The sequence below is a fragment of the Bacillus sp. FSL L8-0528 genome, assembly GCF_038593085.1.
Classification (GTDB): Bacteria; Bacillota; Bacilli; order Bacillales; family Bacillaceae; genus Bacillus; species Bacillus paralicheniformis.
The window spans coordinates 3,856,995-3,877,836 of sequence record NZ_CP151961.1 but is presented as its reverse complement, the minus strand read 5'-3'; the positions used below and the strand labels follow the sequence as shown (position 1 = coordinate 3,877,836).

General features: G+C 48.3%; 18 protein-coding genes. 14 read left to right on the top strand and 4 right to left on the bottom strand.

Annotated elements, in window-relative coordinates; translation table 11 throughout:
• Nucleotides 1–30: 30 nt before the first annotated feature.
• Nucleotides 31–2,103 (bottom strand): PBP1A family penicillin-binding protein, encoded by a 2,073-nt coding sequence (locus tag MHI30_RS19820; RefSeq protein WP_075751578.1) that lies wholly within the window; start codon nt 2,101–2,103, stop codon nt 31–33.
• Nucleotides 2,104–2,471: 368 nt separating this feature from the next.
• Here MHI30_RS19820 and speE point away from each other — a divergent pair, with 368 nt between their 5' ends.
• The 4 genes from speE to argS all read left to right on the top strand — a co-directional run bounded on the left by speE (nt 2,472) and on the right by argS (nt 6,480).
• Nucleotides 2,472–3,302: a spermidine synthase gene (gene speE / locus MHI30_RS19815; RefSeq protein ID WP_075751577.1), complete on the top strand. Its 831-nt coding sequence runs from the start codon at nt 2,472–2,474 to the stop codon at nt 3,300–3,302.
• Between the two features lie 54 nt (nt 3,303–3,356).
• Nucleotides 3,357–4,229, top strand: a complete 873-nt coding sequence (speB, locus tag MHI30_RS19810; RefSeq protein WP_059230843.1) for an agmatinase — start codon at nt 3,357–3,359, stop codon at nt 4,227–4,229.
• Nucleotides 4,230–4,384: 155 nt separating this feature from the next.
• Nucleotides 4,385–4,813 (top strand): DUF1934 family protein, encoded by a 429-nt coding sequence (locus MHI30_RS19805; RefSeq protein WP_075751576.1) that lies wholly within the window; start codon nt 4,385–4,387, stop codon nt 4,811–4,813.
• Nucleotides 4,810–6,480 (top strand): arginine--tRNA ligase, encoded by a 1,671-nt coding sequence (gene argS / locus MHI30_RS19800; RefSeq protein WP_154495484.1) that lies wholly within the window; start codon nt 4,810–4,812, stop codon nt 6,478–6,480. Before MHI30_RS19805 ends, argS begins: the two co-directional genes overlap by 4 nt.
• A gap of 86 nt (nt 6,481–6,566) precedes the next feature.
• Here argS and MHI30_RS19795 read toward each other — a convergent pair whose 3' ends face one another.
• A complete protein-coding gene (locus MHI30_RS19795; protein ID WP_023857054.1) occupies nt 6,567–6,833 on the bottom strand; it encodes a hypothetical protein in 267 nt (88 codons plus the stop codon).
• Nucleotides 6,834–6,906: 73 nt separating this feature from the next.
• Complete coding sequence (gene cls, locus MHI30_RS19790) at nt 6,907–8,097, bottom strand: cardiolipin synthase (RefSeq protein ID WP_081379870.1); 1,191 nt, start codon at nt 8,095–8,097, stop codon at nt 6,907–6,909.
• Between the two features lie 149 nt (nt 8,098–8,246).
• Here cls and MHI30_RS19785 point away from each other — a divergent pair, with 149 nt between their 5' ends.
• From MHI30_RS19785 to MHI30_RS19755, 7 genes are all read left to right on the top strand, one after another.
• Nucleotides 8,247–10,361: a heterodisulfide reductase-related iron-sulfur binding cluster gene (locus MHI30_RS19785; RefSeq protein WP_075751574.1), complete on the top strand. Its 2,115-nt coding sequence runs from the start codon at nt 8,247–8,249 to the stop codon at nt 10,359–10,361.
• Between the two features lie 96 nt (nt 10,362–10,457).
• Nucleotides 10,458–11,636 (top strand): acetyl-CoA C-acetyltransferase, encoded by a 1,179-nt coding sequence (locus tag MHI30_RS19780; RefSeq protein WP_075751573.1) that lies wholly within the window; start codon nt 10,458–10,460, stop codon nt 11,634–11,636.
• A gap of 15 nt (nt 11,637–11,651) precedes the next feature.
• Nucleotides 11,652–12,515 carry a 3-hydroxybutyryl-CoA dehydrogenase gene (locus MHI30_RS19775; protein WP_075751572.1) on the top strand — a complete coding sequence of 288 codons (864 nt, stop codon included), beginning with the start codon at nt 11,652–11,654 and terminating at the stop codon, nt 12,513–12,515.
• A gap of 12 nt (nt 12,516–12,527) precedes the next feature.
• A complete protein-coding gene (locus MHI30_RS19770; protein WP_075751571.1) occupies nt 12,528–13,658 on the top strand; it encodes an acyl-CoA dehydrogenase family protein in 1,131 nt (376 codons plus the stop codon).
• Between the two features lie 12 nt (nt 13,659–13,670).
• Nucleotides 13,671–14,810, top strand: coding sequence for an acyl-CoA dehydrogenase (locus tag MHI30_RS19765; RefSeq protein ID WP_075751570.1), 1,140 nt, complete (start codon nt 13,671–13,673; stop codon nt 14,808–14,810).
• A gap of 302 nt (nt 14,811–15,112) precedes the next feature.
• Nucleotides 15,113–15,628 (top strand): DNA-directed RNA polymerase subunit delta, encoded by a 516-nt coding sequence (rpoE, locus tag MHI30_RS19760; protein WP_020453292.1) that lies wholly within the window; start codon nt 15,113–15,115, stop codon nt 15,626–15,628.
• A gap of 256 nt (nt 15,629–15,884) precedes the next feature.
• Complete coding sequence (locus MHI30_RS19755) at nt 15,885–17,492, top strand: CTP synthase (RefSeq protein ID WP_020453291.1); 1,608 nt, start codon at nt 15,885–15,887, stop codon at nt 17,490–17,492.
• A gap of 134 nt (nt 17,493–17,626) precedes the next feature.
• Here MHI30_RS19755 and MHI30_RS19750 read toward each other — a convergent pair whose 3' ends face one another.
• Nucleotides 17,627–18,157: a DUF2529 domain-containing protein gene (locus MHI30_RS19750; protein WP_020453290.1), complete on the bottom strand. Its 531-nt coding sequence runs from the start codon at nt 18,155–18,157 to the stop codon at nt 17,627–17,629.
• A 173-nt stretch (nt 18,158–18,330) separates the two neighbouring features.
• Between MHI30_RS19750 and MHI30_RS19745 the strand changes: the two genes are divergently transcribed.
• The 3 genes from MHI30_RS19745 (at nt 18,331) to fsa (ending at nt 20,633) form a co-directional block, all read left to right on the top strand.
• Complete coding sequence (locus MHI30_RS19745; protein ID WP_094777382.1) at nt 18,331–18,708, top strand: response regulator; 378 nt, start codon at nt 18,331–18,333, stop codon at nt 18,706–18,708.
• 202 nt (nt 18,709–18,910) lie between these two features.
• Nucleotides 18,911–19,768, top strand: a complete 858-nt coding sequence (locus MHI30_RS19740) for a class II fructose-bisphosphate aldolase (protein ID WP_020453288.1) — start codon at nt 18,911–18,913, stop codon at nt 19,766–19,768.
• A gap of 229 nt (nt 19,769–19,997) precedes the next feature.
• Nucleotides 19,998–20,633: a fructose-6-phosphate aldolase gene (gene fsa, locus MHI30_RS19735; RefSeq protein WP_020453287.1), complete on the top strand. Its 636-nt coding sequence runs from the start codon at nt 19,998–20,000 to the stop codon at nt 20,631–20,633.
• The last annotated feature ends 209 nt before the right edge of the window (nt 20,634–20,842 follow it).

The window sequence follows — 20,842 nt, the reverse complement described above, 5'->3', positions numbered from 1 at the left end:
GGGGGGTTCGTCTATCCCGCCCAAAAAAGTTTATTCTTCTTTTTTAAACCATTTTTCCCACCACTTTTTCCGCTTATGGGGAGCGGCGGACTTTTCGCGCCCGGCTTTTTGCTCCTTATAGATTTCTTTTCCGTAGCAAACCTGCTCAGGTTCAGTACCTTCGATAAAATAAGCGAAATATTTGGACGGGCAGCTGGGCGCCGCCGCATAGCCTGTAGCCGGGTCAATATACATCCCTTTCACGCCTTCAGGCGGCTTTAAAGCTGCGGCGGGCGCGTCTTTAAGCGCTTTTTCCATGAATTCGGCCCAAATTTGTTTGGCATAGTTTTTTTCTGCGACGGCATCGATTGTGCGCTCTTTGTCATATCCCGTCCAGACGCCTGAAGCAAGGCCGGGATAAAAGCCGACCATCCAGCTGTCGGTGCTGGTCGTTCCCGATTTTCCGGCGTATGGGCGCGTCAGCTGATCTGCGATCGTCCGCCCGGTAACAGATGTATAGCCGTTGAGTGATTTGTCGAACATTCCGCTCATCATGTCGGCCGTGATAAAAGCCGCTCTTGGGTCAAGGATTTGTTTGCTCCGCTTCGGTTTTTCGTAAAGAACCTCCCCGTTCGAATCGGTAATTTTCGTAATAAAGGAAGGTTCGATTTTTTTTCCGCCATTGGCAAACATGGCGTATCCGTTCACCATTTCAATCGGCTTCACTGGGGATGTTCCGAGCGCAAGCGACGGCACTTTTTGCAGCGGGCTCGTGATGCCGAATTGTTTTGCGGCATCAATCAGTTTGTCCATGCCGAGGAAAAGGTGCGTTTTCACCGCGTAAATGTTATCAGACAAAGCCAGGGCTTGAAGAAGAGTGATTGGGCCGTCTGCGTAATAGCCGTGATAGTTGCTCGGGGAATAAGCGCTGCCTTGCCCGAGCTCAAATGTCGTTTCCGCGCTCCTCATCCGGGTGGCCGGTGTAAAACCGTTTTGAACAGCCGAATAATAAAGGAAAGGCTTCATGGTGGAGCCGGGCTGCCGCATAGCCTGGGTTACGCGGTTAAACGGGCTTTTTTCGTAGTCGCGTCCTCCGACAAGCGCAAGAACGCTGCCGTCGGACGGGTTGATCGCTGCAAACCCTGCCTGAATGTCTGATGACGAATCGATCGTGCGTTCGATTGTGTCCTCGGCAATTTTTTGGAGACGCGGGTTGAGCGTGGTGAATACGTTGTAGCCGCCGGTTTCTGCTTGCTCCGGTGTCAAATGCAGCAAGCGCGCGATTTCTTTAACAGCTTCGTCATAAAAGTACGGAGCGGTTTTAGCGGTTGTTTGCTTATCCTGCTTTTCAAAGCGGAGCGGCAGTTTTTTCAGTTCTGCCGCCTGCTTTTTCGTCAGCTTGTTTTCTTTCTCCATCATTGTCAGGATCATTTCCTGGCGTTCTTTCGCTTTTTTTTCATTAACAAAAGGCGAATAAACGGAAGGACCTTTTGGAATGCCGGCAAGCATCGCGGCCTCCGCCGCATTGATATCCTTGGCCCGTTTGCCAAAATACAGCCGGGAAGCCGCTTCGATCCCGTAGGCTCCATGCCCGTAATAAATCGTATTTAAATAGCCTTCCAAAATATCTTTCTTTGTGTAGTTTTGTTCGAGCCGTATCGTATAAAAAGCTTCATTCCACTTTCTTTTCCATGTTTTATCGTGGCCGAGGTAGAGGTTTCTCGCATATTGCTGTGTAATGGTGCTGGCTCCCTGGACCTTGGACATCGCCTTTAGATCGGCAATGAGGGCGCCGCCCATTCTCATATAGTCGAAGCCGTGGTGCCGGAAGAAGTTCCGGTCTTCAACGGCAAGCGTGGCATCGATGACGGCGGGATTGATGTTCTTCAGCGAAACCCAGTACCGCTTTTGCCCGTAATGCGTCTCCCCCATTTGCTTTCCGCTTCCGTCATACAGCACGGTAGACCTCGGCACCTGAATCGAAGGAGCGCCTTGCCATTTGGCCGCCAGGACTACCGTCATGACAACGATTGAAAGGAAGATCAGCATCAATGCTCCCATGAACAAAAATGCGCGTATCGTCTTGATGGTTAAACGGACCCGCTTGTCCGTCATCATGTCCATGTTCAAATCTCCTCCCGGATAAATAAATGTTCTTATCATTATGAGGAAAAAGAGGAGGATTTAAACAAGCGGGAAGGAAAAAACAGCAGACCCTCGAGCAGCCGATTAACAGAGCAACCGGAGGAATCCTAAGTTTTGGCGGTCGCCGTGGCAGAATAAGCCTTGCGCCTATCTGTGGCAAGCTCAGCCAAAACGGCCGCCGGGAATGGAATGACTCCTGAAAATGAATCGATCCGTCTTTACAATCAGCTGCAATTCCTCTATACTTTTTCCTTAGGCAAAAGCCGATGCTTCAGTGCAGAATAATCGCCGCCGCAGGCGAGAAAAATAGATGGAAATACAGCTTATCACGAAAGGAAGATGACGCTTTGAGCGGACTTTGGTACACAGAGAAGCAAACGAAAAACTTCGGCATTACGATGAAAATCAACAAGACTTTACATACAGAGCAGACGGACTTTCAAAAGCTCGAAATGGCCGAGACGGAAGAATTCGGCAACATGCTGTTTCTTGACGGCATGGTCATGACATCTGAAAAAGATGAATTTGTCTACCACGAAATGGTGGCTCATGTGCCCCTGTTTACGCATCCGAACCCTGAGCATGTCCTTGTGGTCGGCGGCGGAGACGGCGGCGTCATCCGTGAAATTTTGAAGCATCCGAGCGTGAAAAAAGCGACGCTTGTCGATATCGACGGCAAGGTGATCGAATATTCTAAGAAATTTTTGCCTTCCATTGCAGGCAAACTTGACGATCCGCGCGTCGAAGTAAAGGTCGATGACGGCTTCATGCACATTGCACAATCTGAAAATGAGTATGATGTCATCATGGTCGATTCAACCGAGCCTGTAGGGCCGGCTGTCAACTTGTTTACAAAAGGCTTTTACGCCGGCATAGCAAATGCGCTAAAGGAAGACGGCATTTTCGTTGCTCAGACGGACAACCCTTGGTTTACACCTGAACTGATCACTAACGTTCAGCGCGATGTAAAAGAGATCTTCCCGATCACAAAGCTGTATTTGGCCAACATTCCGACATATCCAAGCGGATTGTGGACGTTTACGATCGGTTCGAAAAAATACGATCCTCTTGAAGTGGAGGACAGCCGTTTCTTTGATATTGAGACGAAATACTATACAAAAGACATTCATAAAGCGGCATTCGTCCTTCCGAAATTCGTCAGCGATTTAATCAAATAAAACAGTTTGGCGCAGGATGGCATTCTGCGCTTTTTTTCAGGGAGGTTTTTGAAGATGAGATTTGATGAAGCATATTCCGGCAAGGTGTTTATTGCAAGCCGCCCCGATTGGGAAGAGGCGGACGCCATCCTTTACGGCATGCCGATGGATTGGACAGTCAGCTACCGTCCCGGATCGCGCTTCGGTCCGGCGAGAATCCGCGAGGTGTCCATCGGGCTTGAAGAATACAGCCCTTATTTAGACAGGGAGCTGGACGAGGTTCATTTCTTTGACGCCGGCGACATCCCGCTGCCTTTCGGGAACCCGCAGAAGAGCCTCGACATGATTGAAGAATATGTTGACAGCATTTTAGAAAAAGGAAAATTCCCGCTCGGAATGGGGGGAGAGCACCTCGTTTCATGGCCGGTCATTAAAGCGATGTACAAAAAATATCCCGATCTTGCCATCATTCATATGGATGCGCACACAGATCTCCGCGTCGACTATGAAGGAGAGCCGCTCTCGCATTCGACGCCGATCCGTAAAGCAGCGGAACTGATCGGTCCCGGCAATGTCTATTCATTCGGCATCCGTTCCGGTATGAAAGAAGAGTTTGAATGGGCAAACGAAAACGGCATGCACATTTCCAAATTTGAAGTGCTTGAGCCGCTTAAAGCCGTCCTGCCGAAACTCGCGGGGCGTCCGGTGTATGTCACGATTGACATCGATGTCTTAGATCCCGCCCATGCGCCGGGAACCGGTACGGTTGACGCCGGAGGCATCACATCAAAAGAGCTGCTCGCTTCGATTCACGAAATCGCCCGCTCAGACGTCAACGTCGTTGGAGGAGACCTTGTTGAGGTCGCACCGGTCTACGACCATTCGGAACAAACCGCAAATACGGCAAGCAAGCTGATTCGCGAAATGCTGCTCGGCTGGGTGAAATAAACAGGCTGTCCTTTTTCGGGACGGCTTTTTTCTTAGAAAATAGTTTATCTTCCCGTCCGTTCTGTTAAGATGGTATAAAGGAGCAGCGGTTGAACTTTTTTTCCCGAATGATTATACTAATCAAGTCAAATCGGATCAAAAAAGGAAGTGTCGGAATGGATCAGGAGACACCCGTTAATATCCATGTGAAATCTGTTATCCGGGAAGGATCGGACACAGAAACGATCGAGTTCCGGACAACTGGGTTTTATTATATGAAAAAAGATAAAATATATCTTTCTTATCATGAAGAGCATGATGCGGGAAAGGTGAAGACGATCGTCAAAGCAAGCGAAAACGAAGTTCTGGTGATGCGTTCCGGCGCCATTGAAATGAAACAGCGTTTCAGGCCGGGCAGCCGCACCGTCACTCATTATAAAATGCCTTTCGGCAGGCTCGAGCTTGGCGTGGATACAAAATCCGTATCAGTCACCCGGCAGCCGCCAGACGGAAAGATCAGCGTTGAGTACGATATGATTGTAAGCGATGAACAAAAGCATTTACATATGATGTCGATTTCGTATAGAGGAGGACACGAGTCATGAACATAGTCGAACAAATGAAAGATGTGCTGAAACAGGAAATTAAAGAAGCTGTCATGAAAGCCGGCCTCGCCGCAGAAAGCGAGATTCCCGAAGTCGTATTGGAAATCCCGAAAGACAAATCGCATGGCGACTATTCCACTAACATGGCGATGCAGCTGGCGAGAATCGCCAAAAAAGCGCCCCGGAATATTGCCGAGGAAATCGTCGCATCCTTTGACAAAGGAAAAGCGTCGATCGATAAACTTGATATCGCAGGACCGGGCTTTATCAATTTCTACATGAACAATCAATATTTAACGAAGCTCATTCCGGCTGTGCTTGAAGCAGGAGAGGCCTACGGTGAAACAAATATCGGAGGCGGAGAACGTGTTCAGGTGGAATTCGTCTCAGCAAACCCGACGGGCAACCTGCATCTTGGACATGCCCGCGGAGCCGCTGTCGGAGATTCCCTCTGCAATGTACTTGAAAAAGCGGGGTATGAAGTGAGCCGCGAATATTATATCAACGATGCCGGCAATCAAATCAACAACCTCGCATTATCCGTCGAGGCCCGTTACTTTCAGGCGCTTGGAAACGACAAGCCGATGCCTGAAGACGGATATCACGGCGAAGATATTAAGGAAATCGGCCGAAAGCTCGCCGATGAATTCGGCGACCGTTTTGTTCATGAAGAAGAGAGCGAACGCCTCGCGTTTTTCCGTGAATACGGCTTAAAGTACGAATTGGGCAAACTTCGTGAAGACCTCGAGAATTTCCGTGTCCCATTTGATGTCTGGTACTCAGAGACATCGCTTTACCAAAACGGAAAGATCGATCAGGCGCTTGAAGCCCTTCGCGAAAAAGGGCACATCTATGAAGAAGACGGAGCGACATGGTTCCGCTCGACGGCGTTCGGCGATGACAAAGACCGCGTCCTGATCAAAAAAGACGGGTCCTACACGTATCTTCTGCCTGACATCGCTTATCACAAAGACAAGCTTGACCGCGGCTTCCAAAAGCTGATCAACGTATGGGGAGCGGACCATCACGGCTATATCCCGCGCATGAAAGCGGCCATTGAAGCGCTCGGTTATGACAAAGAAACGCTTGAGGTCGAGATCATCCAGCTCGTCCACCTCTACAAGAACGGCGAAAAAATGAAAATGAGCAAAAGAACCGGAAAAGCTGTGACAATGCGCGATCTCATTGATGAGGTCGGCCTTGACGCGGTGCGTTACTTCTTTGCGATGCGCAGCGCCGATACCCACATGGACTTTGACCTGGATTTGGCCGTCTCTACATCTAATGAAAACCCGGTTTACTACGCGCAGTACGCTCATGCGAGAATTTGCAGCATGCTGCGACAAGGAGAAGAAAAAGGTATTTCATTTGAAGGGAACCTTGATCTGACGAAAATCGCTTCTGAAAAAGAGTATGATCTGCTTAAAGTGATCGGCTCGTTCCCTGAGGCTGTTGCCGATGCCGCAGAGAAGCGGATTCCGCACCGCATTACAAACTATATTTTTGAATTGGCATCTGTGCTCCACAGCTTTTACAATGCCGAGAAAGTTCTCGATCCCGCAGATGAAGAAAAAAGCCGGGCGCGTTTATCATTGATGAAGGCAACACAAATCACATTAAATAATGCACTCAATCTGATCGGCGTATCAGCTCCTGAAAAAATGTAAAACGAATCCCCCGTCCATTGAACGGGGGATTTTTTCTTGATTTGGTGAGGAGGCGTCTCACACAAAGGAAGGGCCGCCGCCTTCCCTTATTGAACTTGAGCGTCAGAAAGAATCGATTGTGCTTTTCTTACTAACTCCTGCGCCATCTTCCCTTCGATGACAATCAGGCACTCATTTTCGCGATTGGCCATTCTGAACATTTCCAGCTCAATTAAATCTTTAATTTTGCACATCGTTTTTCTTGAGCATATATAAAGCTGATGTCTGGCTGAGCGGCAAAGTCTGTACAGCTCAATCAAGTTTTTTAATGTCATCGATTGTGCGCGGAGCTTAATAGACTCTGCTTGGTTCATCATATATCCCTCCGTATGTAATCATCACTTTGGTGAAATGTTACCCGCATGTTATACAGGATAAACGTACGATTCATAAAAAGTATGAAATCGATTTCGCCAGCCATTCGACTGGCCGCTGCATCACCGGCCGCTTCGCATACCGCTCCTTTGTCAGAAGCTCGGCGTGTTCAATGCTTTCCTTGACGACGTCAAAGAATTGTTTTGCCCAGTCTTTATCATGGATGACGACATTCACTTCATCATTGAAAAACAGGCTTCGGTTGTCAAAATTCGATGTTCCGATCATCACATCCCGGTCGTCGACGATCAATGCTTTTGCATGATAAAAGCCTCTGTAGTACCGGTAAATATAGCAGCCCGCTTCCAAAAGTGCGGGAAAATTCGTGTAGGCGGCCTCTTTGACAAGCGGATGATCGGCTTTCATCGGCACGAGAACCGACACGATCACGCCCCTTTCCCTGGCTGAAAGAACTGCCTGCTGCAAAGCCGGACTCGGAATATAGTACGGCGTGCAAATCATGATTCTTTCTTTTGCCTGATCAATAAATGAAATATATTTTTCCTCCAGTGAAAATCCCTTTGTCGCATGCATCGAATGCGTGACAGCTCCTTGATGGAGCGGCGGAAACTCGCCGCTGTCCGGCTGTGCCTGCGGCGCTTCTCTTTTGAAGTCCGATAAAAAAATGTGCTGCAAGTCGGCAACACCTTCCCCTGTCATTCGCAAATGGTAATCCTTCCACGGTCCGAATTCCGCTTTTTTACCAAGGTATTCTTTCGCAATGTTAAATCCGCCCACATAGCCGATCTTTCCGTCTATGACGGTGATTTTCCGGTGATTTCTTGCATTCAGCCGATAAAAGAAATAAGGGAAGCCAGGCTTGTTGACAAAAAAAACGTGCGCTCCGCTTTGTTTCAAGCCTGACAGCGTTTTTTTCTTTACCTTCATCGAGCCGATCCGGTCGATCAGCAAGCGGACGCATACGCCGGCTTTCGCTCTATCCTTCAGCACTTTCAAAAATTCAAGACTGATGTCATCGTTCTTCACAATATAAAACATGACATGCACCGACGATTCGGCCTGGCGGATGTCATCCATCAGCCGCTCACACAAGTCTTCTCCATTATGAATCAGTTCAATATCGCTTTTCTTCTCTGAAAAAACGGGTTCGTAAGCTTTCTTTTCAAAGGCTTTGCGGCCGAAACGGAAATCGAGCGCAAGAAGGAGGATGAGAAAACATACCATAATCATAAGCGGCACCAATGAAGACACTCCCTTTTTTCGTGTAAAGAATAGTGTCCCCCTAATTTCCTGCATTTATGAAAATATATTGACTGAACACTCATTCATTATTTAAGATAAAGGTAGTTCAAGGGGATTTAAGGTTGGGGAAATGAAAGGGGGAGCAGCTGATGAATGTCTTATTGTGGTTGAATTTCATTGCGTTTTTAGGTGTAACCGCTTACGCCGTTTATCTGTTTGTCTATTTGATCCGAACGAGAATCAGTTACATCAGGCTCGGACAAAAAGAGGATTTTGATAAGCGGACGAAGGAGCGCCTTCAAAAGATATGGGAGAACGTGTTCGGCCAAAAGAAACTGCTTAAAGATAAAAAAAGCGGCATTATCCACGTCATGTTTTTTTACGGCTTTATTCTCGTTCAGTTCGGAGCGATCGATTTTATTTTGAAAGGGCTCGTTCCCGATCAAGGACTTCCGCTTGGCGGCGTCTACCCGGCGTTTACGTTTTTTCAGGAAATCGTCACGCTGATGATTTTAATTGCGGTAGTCTGGGCCTTTCACAGGCGTTATATTGAAAAACTCGTCAGACTGAAGCGTAATTTTAAGTCGGGGATCGTACTCATGCTGATCGGCGGTTTGATGTTTACCGTTTTACTCGGAAACGGTATGAACATGATCTGGCATGAACATTCATTATCATGGCACGAACCGATGGCATCAGGCATCGCTTTTGTCCTCGGCTTCATGGGAGAAACCGCCTCAGCGGCAGTGTTCTATGCGGCATGGTGGGCGCATCTTCTCATCTTACTGACATTTTTAATCTATGTGCCGCAGTCAAAGCACGCCCATTTAATTGCCGGACCGGCAAACGTATTTTTCAGCCGGCTGACAAACCCGGGAAAGCTTCAAAAAATCGATTTTGAAGATGAAACAAAAGAAACATTCGGCGTCGGACGGATCGAGGAATTCAGGCAATCTCAGCTGATCGACCTTTACGCGTGCGTGGAATGCGGGCGCTGTACCAATATGTGCCCGGCTACCGGAACAGGCAAGATGCTTTCGCCGATGGATCTGATTTTGCGGCTCAGAGACCATTTGACAGAAAAGGGAGCAGCAGTAACATCGAAAACGCCTTGGGTTCCCGCGCCGCTCTTTCAGCATACGAAAGGCAACCAGCTGGCCATGGCGGCGGGGGGAGAAGGATCAAAAGAAGCGGCTGCTTCAGAACTATACAATCCGAGCTTAATCGGCGACATCATCACCGAAGAGGAAATTTGGGCCTGCACAACGTGCCGGAATTGTGAAGATCAGTGCCCGGTCATGAATGAGCACGTCGACAAGATCATCGATCTCCGCCGCTATCTGGTGCTCACAGAAGGGAAAATGGATGCAGATGCCCAGCGCGCCATGACGAGCATTGAAAGACAGGGGAACCCTTGGGGATTAAACAGAAAAGAACGTGAAAACTGGCGTGACATGAGAGACGACGTTAAGGTGCCGACAGTGAAAGAAATGAAGAAAAAAGGCGAGTCCTTTGAATACCTGTTCTGGGTCGGATCGATGGGATCGTATGACCGGAGAAGCCAGAAGATCGCCATGGCTTTCGCGCGTCTCCTCAATCAAGCCGGGGTCACGTTCGCGATTTTAGGCAATAAAGAAAAAAATTCAGGCGATACACCGAGGCGGCTTGGCAACGAGTTTTTATTCCAGGAGCTTGCCGCAAAAAACATTGAGGAATTTGAAAAAAATGATGTTCGAAAAATTGTAACCATTGATCCGCATGCATACAATATTTTTAAAAATGAATATCCTGATTTTGGTTTGAAAGCGGAGGTGTATCATCATACAGAAATGCTCGCTGCCCTGATTGAAGAAGGAAGGCTGAAACCTGAGTTTCCGGTTCACGAAACCGTCACCTTTCATGATTCATGCTATTTGGGCCGCTACAATGAGGTTTACGATCCGCCGCGCGCTATTCTGCGCTCCATTCCGGGCATCCGTTTAACGGAAATGGAACGCAGCCGTGAAAACGGAATGTGCTGCGGAGCGGGGGGCGGTCTCATGTGGATGGAGGAAGAGGCGGGCACTAGGATCAACGTTGCCAGAACGGAGCAGGCGCTCAGCACATCACCTTCTGTCATCAGCTCGGGCTGTCCTTACTGTTTGACGATGCTCGGCGACGGAACAAAAGCCAAGGAAATGGAGGATCAGGTCGGCACCTACGATGTGGCGGAGCTGCTTGAACGCGCCGTATTCGGCTCAGAACAAAAAGAACATGCTTCATAGACGGATTTCATGTTTTGAATAAAGAAGGTGTGAGCCGGATCTCCGCCTTCTTTTATCATCGGTATCACAAATCATGATAAGGGGAGAGGATGTCAGGTGGCGAGATCGGTTATTGCAGGCGGCGCGCGCACGCCTTTTGGAAAACTCGGGGGCGCGCTTCAGTCAAAGACGGCAGCGGAGCTCGGCGGAATCGCCGTAAAAGAAGCATTAAAACGTTCCGGTGTACATCCTGAGGATGTCGATGAAGTCATCATGGGCTCCGTTCTTCAAGGCGGACAGGGGCAGCTGCCGTCGAGGCAGGCAGCGCGTTTTGCGGGACTGCCATGGGACGTGAAAACGGAAACGATTAATAAAGTGTGCGCTTCAGGTTTAAGAAGCGTCACAATGGCGGATCAGATCATCCGGGCCGGTGATGCGGAGGTCATTGCCGCAGGAGGTATGGAATCGATGTCAAATGCCCCTTATTTGCTTCAAAAAGCGAGATGGGGGCTGAGAATGGGAGACGGAGCGGTTAAAGATTTGATGATCACAGACGGGCTGACATGCTCATTTACGGGCGTTCATATGGGCTCCTACGGAAATGCCGCTGCGAAAGAATTGGAGATTGCCAGGGAAGAGCAGGATCGATGGGCGCTCAGGAGCCACATGCGGGCCGTACAGGCTGCGGCTTCAGGTGCGCTCGGAGAAGAGATCGTCCCGGTTCGTATACCGCAAAAGCGGGGCGGCGAATTAACGGTCGATCAAGATGAAGCTCCGCGGCGCGACACGTCATTGGAAAGGCTGTCACAGCTTGCTCCGGTTTTTGACCATGACGGGACCATTACTGCGGGAAACGCGCCGGGTGTAAATGACGGGGCATGTTCGCTTATCGTGATGAATGAAGACAGGGCAAAGGAACTCAATGTGAAGGCGTCCGCCGTCATTAAAGCGCATACATCCATTGCAGTCGAAGCCAAAGACTTCCCGAAAACCCCAGGGCTTGTCATCAGAGAACTGCTTGACAAAACCGGAGCTGAACTTTCTGATATCAAACTGTTTGAAATCAATGAAGCTTTCGCCGCGGTAGCTTTGGCAAGCGGAAAGATCGCGGGCCTTGACATGGAGAAGGTCAATGTCAACGGCGGCGCCATTGCGCTTGGCCATCCGATCGGCGCGAGCGGGGCAAGAATCATTTTGACGCTTATGTACGAATTAAAACGGCGCGGCGGCGGTACAGGTATTGCTGCCATTTGCAGCGGCGGCGGTCAGGGAGACGCCGTGATGATCGAGGTATAAAAAGGGGGATTTTAAATGAAAAAAGACACGATCATGGTCATCGGAGCCGGCCAGATGGGGGCCGGGATCGCCCAGGTCTCTGCCCAGGCCGGATACAATGTTTACATGCACGACGTATCACCTGACCAAATTGAAAAGGGAATGAAGCGCATTTCCGGCCAGCTAGTCAGACAGGCGGAAAAAGGCAAGCTTCCACATGGAGACGTGCAGCAAATCTACCAGCGTCTTTCTCCTTCGGCTTCACTCGACGAAGCGCGGGAAGCTTTTCTCATCATTGAAGCGGCTGTTGAGCAAATGGATGTAAAAAAAGAGATTTTCAAACGGCTTGATGAAGTGACCGAAGACTCAGCTATATTGGCATCAAATACATCGTCATTGTCGATTACGGAACTCGCTTCCGTCACGAAAAAACCTCAGAATGTCATCGGCATGCATTTTATGAACCCGGTTCCGGTCATGCAGCTTGTCGAGGTCATCAGGGGGCTTGAGACGAGCGGTGAAACATATGAAACCGTCGTGGCTGCGGCGGAGCGGATGAACAAGGTTCCGATCGAGGTGCGGGATTTTCCGGGATTTATCTCCAACCGCATTTTAATGCCGATGATTAATGAGGCGGTTTTTGCGCTTTATGAAGGCGTCGCCGAGAAAGAAAGCATAGACGGCATCATGAAGCTTGGCATGAACCATCCGATGGGCCCGCTGGCTCTCGCTGATCTGATCGGTCTGGATACGTGTCTGTATATTATGGAGACGCTGCATGAAGGCTTTGGCGATGATAAATACCGGCCATGTCCGCTCCTTAAACAATATGTCAGCGCAGGACGTCTCGGAAAGAAAACGGGCAGAGGGTTTTACACGTACGAAAAGCAGCCGACATAAGGAGGGGTGAGCTTGAATTTTCAGTTTACAGAAGAGCAGACCCGCATGCAGAAGATTGTCAGGCAATTTGTTAAACAGGAGGTCGCTCCTTTTGTACCTGAAATGGAGAAAGGGCGTTTTCCAACCTCTCTTTTGAAGAAAATGGCGGAGCGCGGCTGGATGGGGATTCCGATACCGGCTAAGTACAGCGGAGCCGGTCATGACTTTATCACCTATATGATGACCATCCATGAGCTGTCAAAGAAAAGCGCCGTTCTTGGCGCGGTTCTATCTGTACACACGTCAATAGTCACCATTCCCATTCTTTTATACGGAAATGAGCGGCAAAAAGAGCACTATGTTAAAAAGCTGGCAGCAGGGCAGTACTTGGGAGCTTTTTGTTTAACTGAACCGAGTGCCGGTTCCGATGCGGGCAGTCTAAAAACAAGGGCCGAAAAGCGCGGCGATACCTATGTGCTGAACGGAACGAAAGTTTTTATCACAAACGGCGGAGCCGCCGACATTTATCTTGTTTTTGCTTCAACCGATCCGAAAGCGGGAACGGGAGGCATTTCGGCTTTTATCGTGGAGAAGGGCGCGCCGGGCTTTTTCATCGGAAAAAATGAAGAGAAAATGGGGCTTCACGGTTCGCTGACGGTCACTTTAAATTTTGATAACGCTGTTATTCCCGCCCGGCAGCTGCTGGGGGAGGAAGGAAAAGGATTCAAAATGGCCCTTTCCAATCTGGATACCGGGCGGATCGGCATTGCGGCGCAGGCACTGGGCATCGCCGAAGGAGCGCTTTCTGAAGCCGTCCAATTTCTAAAAAAACGGTATCCGGACGGAGAGCTGTATAAGAACGGGCAAGGGCTTGCCTTTAAGCTGGCCGACATGGCGGCAAGGACAGAGGCAGCCAGGCTTCTCGTCTATCAGGCCGCTTCATTGAAACAGCAAGGCGTGCAAACGGGAAAGGCTGCTTCAATGGCCAAACTGTTCGCTTCGGAAACGGCGATGTATGTCGCCGGAGAGGCCGTGCAGCTGCTCGGAGATTTTGGATATACAAAGGATTTCAACGCTGAACGATATTTCAGAGATGCGAAAGTGTGTGAAATTTATGAGGGCACAAGCGAGATCCAGCGGATCGTCATCGGTAAGCATTTATAAGGGGGGAAAAGAATGATCTTTAAGCTGAGTGAAGAGCACCAAATGATACAGAAGATGGTGCGCGACTTTGCCCGTCAAGAGGTGGAGCCGACTGCAAAGGAGCGGGATGAGGAAGAGCGGTTTGATATGGAACTGTTTGCCAAAATGGCGGAATTGGGGCTGACGGGAATACCGTGGCCTGAGGAATACGGGGGGATCGGCAGCGACTATCTCGCCTATGTCATCGCGGTTGAAGAGCTTTCCAAAATCTGCGCCTCAACGGGCGTTACCTTGTCAGCCCATACTTCGCTTGCAGGCTGGCCGATTTATGCATTCGGAACGGAAGAACAGAAGCAGGAATACTTAAAGCCGATGGCCCGCGGTGAAAAGATAGGCGCCTACGGATTGACGGAGCCCGGTTCAGGTTCTGATGCCGGCGGTATGAAAACGACCGCGGTCAGAAATGGTGATGATTATATTTTAAACGGAACGAAGATCTTTATCACAAACGGCGGAATTGCAGACATCTACATCGTGTTTGCCAACCTTGCGCCGGAACAGAAGCACAAAGGCACAACCGCTTTTATCGTTGAAAAGGATTTTCCCGGTTTTTCTGTCGGGAAAAAAGAAAGGAAACTGGGCATCCGTTCATCGCCGACAACCGAAATTATCTTTCAGGACTGCCGCGTGCCTTTAAAAAACCGCCTTGGCGGGGAAGGTGAAGGCTTTAAAATCGCAATGCAGACGCTTGATGGAGGCAGAAACGGAATTGCCGCTCAAGCCGTCGGGATTGCCCAGGGCGCATTTGAGGCGGCGAAGGTGTATGCGAAAGAGCGGAAGCAATTCGGCAGGCCGATCGCCGAGCAGCAGGGCATCGCTTTTAAACTGGCTGATATGGCAACGGAGATTGAAGCTTCAAGGCTTTTAACCTACCAGGCGGCATGGCTGGAATCAGAGGGGCTGCCTTATGGAAAAGCTTCCGCCATGTCGAAGCTATACGCAGGGGATACGGCTATGAAAGTGACGACAGAGGCCGTGCAAATCTTCGGCGGATACGGCTACACAAAGGATTATCCGGTCGAGCGCTTTATGCGCGATGCAAAAATCACTCAAATCTATGAAGGAACACAGGAAATTCAGAAGCTCGTCATTTCGAGAATGCTGATGAAATAAGGGTGGAAAACAGCCGTCTGGCACGGTTTGGGCTGCTGCCGGCGGACAGGCCGCCGAGGCAGTTTTTTTCGTTTTCAAGGGGCCGGACGCTCCCGGCTGTTCTATGTTTCAATCCCGCTTGCCGCCGATTTCCAATGCAACAGGTAAAAATTATTGAATTAACGGGAATAAAGGTGGCATAAAGTGATTTCTTTTGTTTATAATGAGAGGTATGGTTTGTCGTAAAGACAGGGATTACATGCTTATTTTCTATGACAGAGATAGTAGATACATACATGAAGATAGAAAGGGAGTGTCTGGCGATGAGTTTGAAACAATACTCAGAGGAACAGCTAAAGGAAATGGCTTTAGTTGAAATCGCATACGAAATTTTTTCGGAACACAAAAAACCGATTACATTCCAGGAGCTAACAGATCAAGTGGCTTCCTTGCTTGGAATGGGGAAAGAAGAGCTGGAAGACCGCATCGCCCAGTTCTACACAGATTTAAATATCGACGGACGCTTTTTGGCGCTGTCAGACCAAACGTGGGGCCTGCGCAGCTGGTATCCGTATGATCAGCTTGATGAAGAAACACAGCCGACTGTAAAAGCGAAAAAGAAAAAAGCGAAAAAAGTGGTTGAAGAAGATCTTGCTCTTGACGAATTCGAAGAAATCGACGAGGATGATATTCTTCTTGACGATGTCGAAGACGATTTGGACATTGACGCCGATGAATTCGAAGAAATCGATGAAGCCGACGATGATGAACTGGATGATCTTGAAGACGAGATCCTGGATGATGATGAAGATTTTGAAGAAGAGGAAGACGAGGAGTAATTTTGCCGCCTGAACGGAATTCATGTTTAAATCGATCTTGACTTTCACAGGCGAACTATGTAGTATGTATTTTGGGCTCTTCAAAACGAAGAGATTCGAGTGATACGGACTATCAGCTCCCTTTCAAGAAATTGAAAGGGAGCTTTCTTGTTTTTCCGCCTCCTTATCATTTAAATCATTTAGAAAAGATCTAAATGATTTTTCATAAAAAGAGCATTTTAAGGAATAAGCGTTAATCGAAGAGAGGGGTACAGAAATGACAAAATATATCTTTGTAACCGGAGGAGTTGTATCCTCGCTTGGAAAAGGAATTACGGCGTCTTCGCTCGGCCGCCTGCTGAAGAACAGAGGTTTGAATGTCACCATTCAAAAATTTGACCCGTATATCAACGTAGACCCGGGGACGATGAGCCCGTATCAGCACGGTGAAGTGTTCGTAACCGACGACGGTGCGGAAACGGATCTTGACCTCGGCCACTATGAGCGCTTCATCGACATCAATTTAAATAAATACAGCAACGTGACAACAGGAAAAATCTATTCCACGGTGCTGAAAAAAGAGCGCAGAGGCGATTATTTAGGCGGTACCGTACAGGTTATACCTCATATCACAAATGAAATTAAAGACCGCGTATTCCGCGCCGGAAAAGAAACGGGCGCTGATGTCGTGATCACCGAAATCGGCGGAACCGTCGGTGATATCGAATCGCTGCCGTTTCTTGAAGCGATCCGCCAGATCAAGAGCGATGTCGGCCGCGACAATGTGATGTACATCCACTGTACGCTAGTTCCATATCTTAAAGCGGCGGGAGAAATGAAAACAAAGCCGACTCAGCACAGCGTAAAAGAACTGCGCAGCCTCGGCATCCAGCCAAATGTCATCGTCGTGAGAACAGAAATGCCGATTTCTCAGGACATGAAAGATAAAATCGCGCTGTTCTGTGACATCGATCCTAAAGCCGTCATCGAGGCCGGCGATGCGGATACGCTCTACTCCATTCCTCTCGACCTGCAAAAACAAGGGCTGGACAGCTTGGTCTGCAGCCACTTGAAGTTAGATTGCAGAGAAGCCGATATGGAAGAATGGAAAGAACTCGTCAAAAAGGTGAAAAGTCTGTCCAAGACGGTGACAATCGCTTTGGTTGGTAAATACGTCGAGCTCCCGGATGCTTACATTTCAGTTGTGGAATCGCTTCGCCATGCAGGTTATGCGTTTGACGCAGACATTCAGGTTAAATGGATCAATGCGGAAGAAGTGACGGAAGACAACGTTGCCGATCTTGTTCAGAATGCGGACGGTATTCTTGTGCCGGGCGGATTTGGAGACCGCGGTGTTGAAGGGAAAATCACGACAGTCAAATATGCCCGCGAACAAAAGATTCCGTTCTTCGGCATTTGCCTCGGAATGCAGGTGGCATCGATTGAATACGCGAGAAATGTGCTCGGTCTTGAAGGAGCGCACTCAGCCGAAATCGATCCTTCCACACCGTATCCGATTATCGACCTTCTCCCTGAACAAAAGGACATTGAAGACCTCGGCGGAACACTGCGCCTCGGACTTTATCCGTGCAAGCTTCAAGAAGGGTCGAAAGCGTATCAGGCATATGAAAATGAAGTGGTGTATGAACGCCACCGCCACCGCTATGAATTCAACAACGAATTCAGACAGCAGATGGAAGAAGCCGGATTCGTATTTTCCGGGACAAGCCCTGACGGCCGCCTTGTGGAAATTATCGAGCTTAAAGACCATCCATGGTTTGTCGCGTCTCAGTTCCACCCTGAATTCACGTCAAGACCGACAAGACCTCAGGCTCTGTTCAGAGACTTCGTACATGCTTCGCTGAAGACTTCGGAAAAGCTGTAAAAAAGAAAAAGCCTGCCGGCAAACCACGCCGGCAGGCTTTTTTGGATTTTTCTGGTGATCATGGCGGCCCGAACTGGTACTATATTCATTAAGGCCGGCCCCACCGTCATTAATTTCCTTTAGGCAACCCTGTTTTATTGGTATTCCTGAAGAATTTCCTTTAATGTAAAGGATAGGGCATGATAAATGTAGAGGCTGACCATCAGGGACGGAAATCCGAACCTTGTTCCGTCTTCATCGGGAAGAAGCGGCATTCTCAGCTTTGAATCGATATGGACATCGGCGAATGATGCGATCGGGGCGCCGTCTTTTCCCGAAGGGGAGACGACAACAAGTCCGATTCCTTTTTCAAATAGTTTTTCCGCCATTTTCAGCTCTTCGTCATCTGCTGAACCGGCGCAGAACATCAGCACTTTGTCCGTCATTTCAAAATCGGGCCAGTTTTCTTCGTCCTTCGGCAGCACTTTGACTGAGGGGAACGGTTCAGAACTGTACATCGCTTCTTTCAAAATGCCTTCCAATTCATTTTTTCCGTATACATAAACCGAATGATCACTGATGACCGCCTGAGCCAACAAGCGGGCGCCGTCCTCTATCGATTGGGCCTCGCCCTCTTGAATCCGGTTGAAGATTCCCGTCAATTGAGTGGTGAAAATTTTAAGCAAGCTGACTCCTCCTTTTTTACTGACTATCATTATATAACAAAAGAGAATAATGGGAAAAATCCTCTAAATATGTCGCAAACTTAAATATTTTAATTAAAGGAAAAGAGAAAAACAAAACAGAATAGATAAACTACTGCTTAATTTTGGCGAAAATTATAAATATAGAGGTGTAAATCATGAATGAGAAGATTTTAATCGTAGACGACCAGTACGGGATTCGGGTTCTGCTGAATGAAGTTTTCAATAAAGAAGGATACAAAACCTTCCAGGCTGCGAACGGGATTCAAGCGCTTGACATTGTGAAAAACCAGCGCCCCGACCTCGTTTTGCTCGATATGAAAATCCCCGGCATGGACGGAATTGAAATTTTGAAAAGGATGAAGGTCATTGACGAGGGGATCCGCGTCATCATTATGACGGCCTACGGAGAGCTCGACATGATCCAGGAATCGAAGGAGCTCGGAGCCCTGACGCACTTTGCGAAGCCTTTTGACATCGACGAAATTCGCGATGCCGTTAAAACCTATCTGCCCATAAAGTCCAACGGATAGCGGAAAAGTTTTTGATGTTGTCACAGTCACAATGTTGCCGATTTGTTGATTAATTGTTATTCTATATAAGTAGAGAAAAGCTATCTAACGTTTTTAAAAAACCAAAACATTTTACATATGGCGGATTTTTCTGGTCATGCTAGGTAGGTGTGGAGGCTTTTTTCGCAAAAGCAAATCAGGCTACATAAGGAGGACTTTCGACATGCCTTTAGTATCAATGACGGAAATGTTGAATAAAGCAAAAGAAAACGGATATGCTGTCGGACAATTTAACTTAAATAACCTTGAGTTCACTCAAGCGATTTTACAAGCCGCTGAAGAAGAGAAATCTCCTGTTATCCTCGGTGTATCAGAAGGTGCAGGACGCTATATGGGCGGATTTAAAACCGTTGTGGCAATGGTTAAAGCGCTGATGGAAGAATACAACGTAACAGTACCTGTTGCGATTCATTTAGACCACGGCTCAAGCTTTGAATCTTGTGCAAAAGCGATTCATGCGGGATTCACTTCCGTTATGATCGACGCTTCCCACCATCCTTTCGAGGAGAACGTTGCGACGACTTCAAAAGTTGTTGAGCTTGCTCATTTCCACGGCGTATCAGTTGAAGCTGAGCTTGGAACTGTAGGCGGACAGGAAGACGACGTCATTGCAGAAGGCGTCATCTACGCGGACCCTAAAGAGTGCCAAGAACTTGTTGAGCGCACAGGAATCGACTGCCTTGCACCTGCATTAGGTTCTGTTCACGGCCCTTACAAAGGCGAACCAAACCTTGGATTCAAAGAAATGGAAGAAATCGGAAACACAACTGGTCTTCCGCTCGTACTTCACGGCGGTACAGGCATCCCGACTGCCGACATCAAGAAAGCTATTTCTTTAGGTACGGCAAAAATCAACGTCAACACTGAAAACCAAATCGCTTCTGCGAAAGCTGTTCGCGAAACGCTTGCTGCGAAGCCTGAAGAGTATGATCCGCGCAAATACCTCGGACCTGCACGCGAAGCTATCAAAGAAACAGTGATCGGCAAAATGCGTGAATTTGGTTCTTCAAACAAAGCATAATGACGATTGGAAAAGCATCTGTTTTCCCGCAAAGCCGGGGAAACAGGATGTTTTTCTGATGTTTTAGGGAAGTGCTGTTAACACATGCCTTTGACGGCATGAGGCTCTTTTGCTTCCCGTTCAGTCAAAAAAGCCGCCTGATAGCGACAGGCGGTTTTATCCATATCATCCGGAAAGCGCAAACATGTTCCACAGTTCAGACATTTTCATGACAGGAGGTTTTATCAATATGCTGTTTTTTATTGATACTGCAAATTTAGACGAAATTAAAGAGGCGCACGCTCTCGGTGTGCTTGCAGGAGTTACGACAAATCCTAGTTTAGTAGCAAAAGAAAACATTTCGTTTCATGACCGTCTGCGTGAAATTACCGAAGTGGTTTCTGGGTCAGTCAGCGCCGAGGTTATTTCTCTGAAGGCTGAAGAGATGATTGAAGAAGGAAAAGAGCTTGCAAAAATCGCGCCGAATATTACGGTGAAAATTCCGATGACGTCTGACGGCCTGAAAGCTGTTAAAGCATTAACCGATCTCGGGATTAAAACGAACGTCACGCTGATCTTCAGCGCAAACCAGGCGCTTCTTGCAGCAAGAGCAGGAGCTACGTATGTTTCCCCGTTCCTGGGACGCCTTGACGATATCGGCCACAACGGCCTCGATTTGATCAGTGAAATTAAACAAATTTTCGATGTGCACGGTTTGGACACGCAAATCATCGCCGCGTCCATCCGCCATGCGCAGCATGTGACTGAAGCCGCGCTAAGGGGAGCGCATATCGGCACGATGCCTCTCAAAGTCATTCATCAGCTTACAAAGCACCCGCTGACTGATAAAGGGATTGAACAGTTTTTAGCTGACTGGAATAAATAATTGCTTCATGTGGGTGGCAAGTGGAGGGGCTCCCTCCGTTTGTCACCATTTTGTCTTACAAAGAGAAATGAATGTTTTGCAGAAGAGAACCTTGCCGCAGTCTGCTTCGCTGCTTTTCTTCCCGATAAATTTAAAATGTGTTGTATTCTTTCTCTTTTAATTGGATAGATTTTGAAATGAACCATTTATTTTGAGTCTGAAGGAAATCT

Coding starts and splice junctions, on each gene's coding strand:
- MHI30_RS19805 (WP_075751576.1), top strand. CDS start 4,385: ATGGATCAGGAGACACCCGTTAATATCCATGTGAAATCTGTTATCCGG.
- MHI30_RS19785 (WP_075751574.1), top strand. CDS start 8,247: ATGAATGTCTTATTGTGGTTGAATTTCATTGCGTTTTTAGGTGTAACC.
- speB (WP_059230843.1), top strand. CDS start 3,357: ATGAGATTTGATGAAGCATATTCCGGCAAGGTGTTTATTGCAAGCCGC.
- MHI30_RS19820 (WP_075751578.1), bottom strand. CDS start 2,103: ATGGACATGATGACGGACAAGCGGGTCCGTTTAACCATCAAGACGATA.
- MHI30_RS19755 (WP_020453291.1), top strand. CDS start 15,885: ATGACAAAATATATCTTTGTAACCGGAGGAGTTGTATCCTCGCTTGGA.
- MHI30_RS19775 (WP_075751572.1), top strand. CDS start 11,652: ATGAAAAAAGACACGATCATGGTCATCGGAGCCGGCCAGATGGGGGCC.
- fsa (WP_020453287.1), top strand. CDS start 19,998: ATGCTGTTTTTTATTGATACTGCAAATTTAGACGAAATTAAAGAGGCG.
- MHI30_RS19765 (WP_075751570.1), top strand. CDS start 13,671: ATGATCTTTAAGCTGAGTGAAGAGCACCAAATGATACAGAAGATGGTG.
- argS (WP_154495484.1), top strand. CDS start 4,810: ATGAACATAGTCGAACAAATGAAAGATGTGCTGAAACAGGAAATTAAA.
- MHI30_RS19740 (WP_020453288.1), top strand. CDS start 18,911: ATGCCTTTAGTATCAATGACGGAAATGTTGAATAAAGCAAAAGAAAAC.
- MHI30_RS19795 (WP_023857054.1), bottom strand. CDS start 6,833: ATGAACCAAGCAGAGTCTATTAAGCTCCGCGCACAATCGATGACATTA.
- rpoE (WP_020453292.1), top strand. CDS start 15,113: ATGAGTTTGAAACAATACTCAGAGGAACAGCTAAAGGAAATGGCTTTA.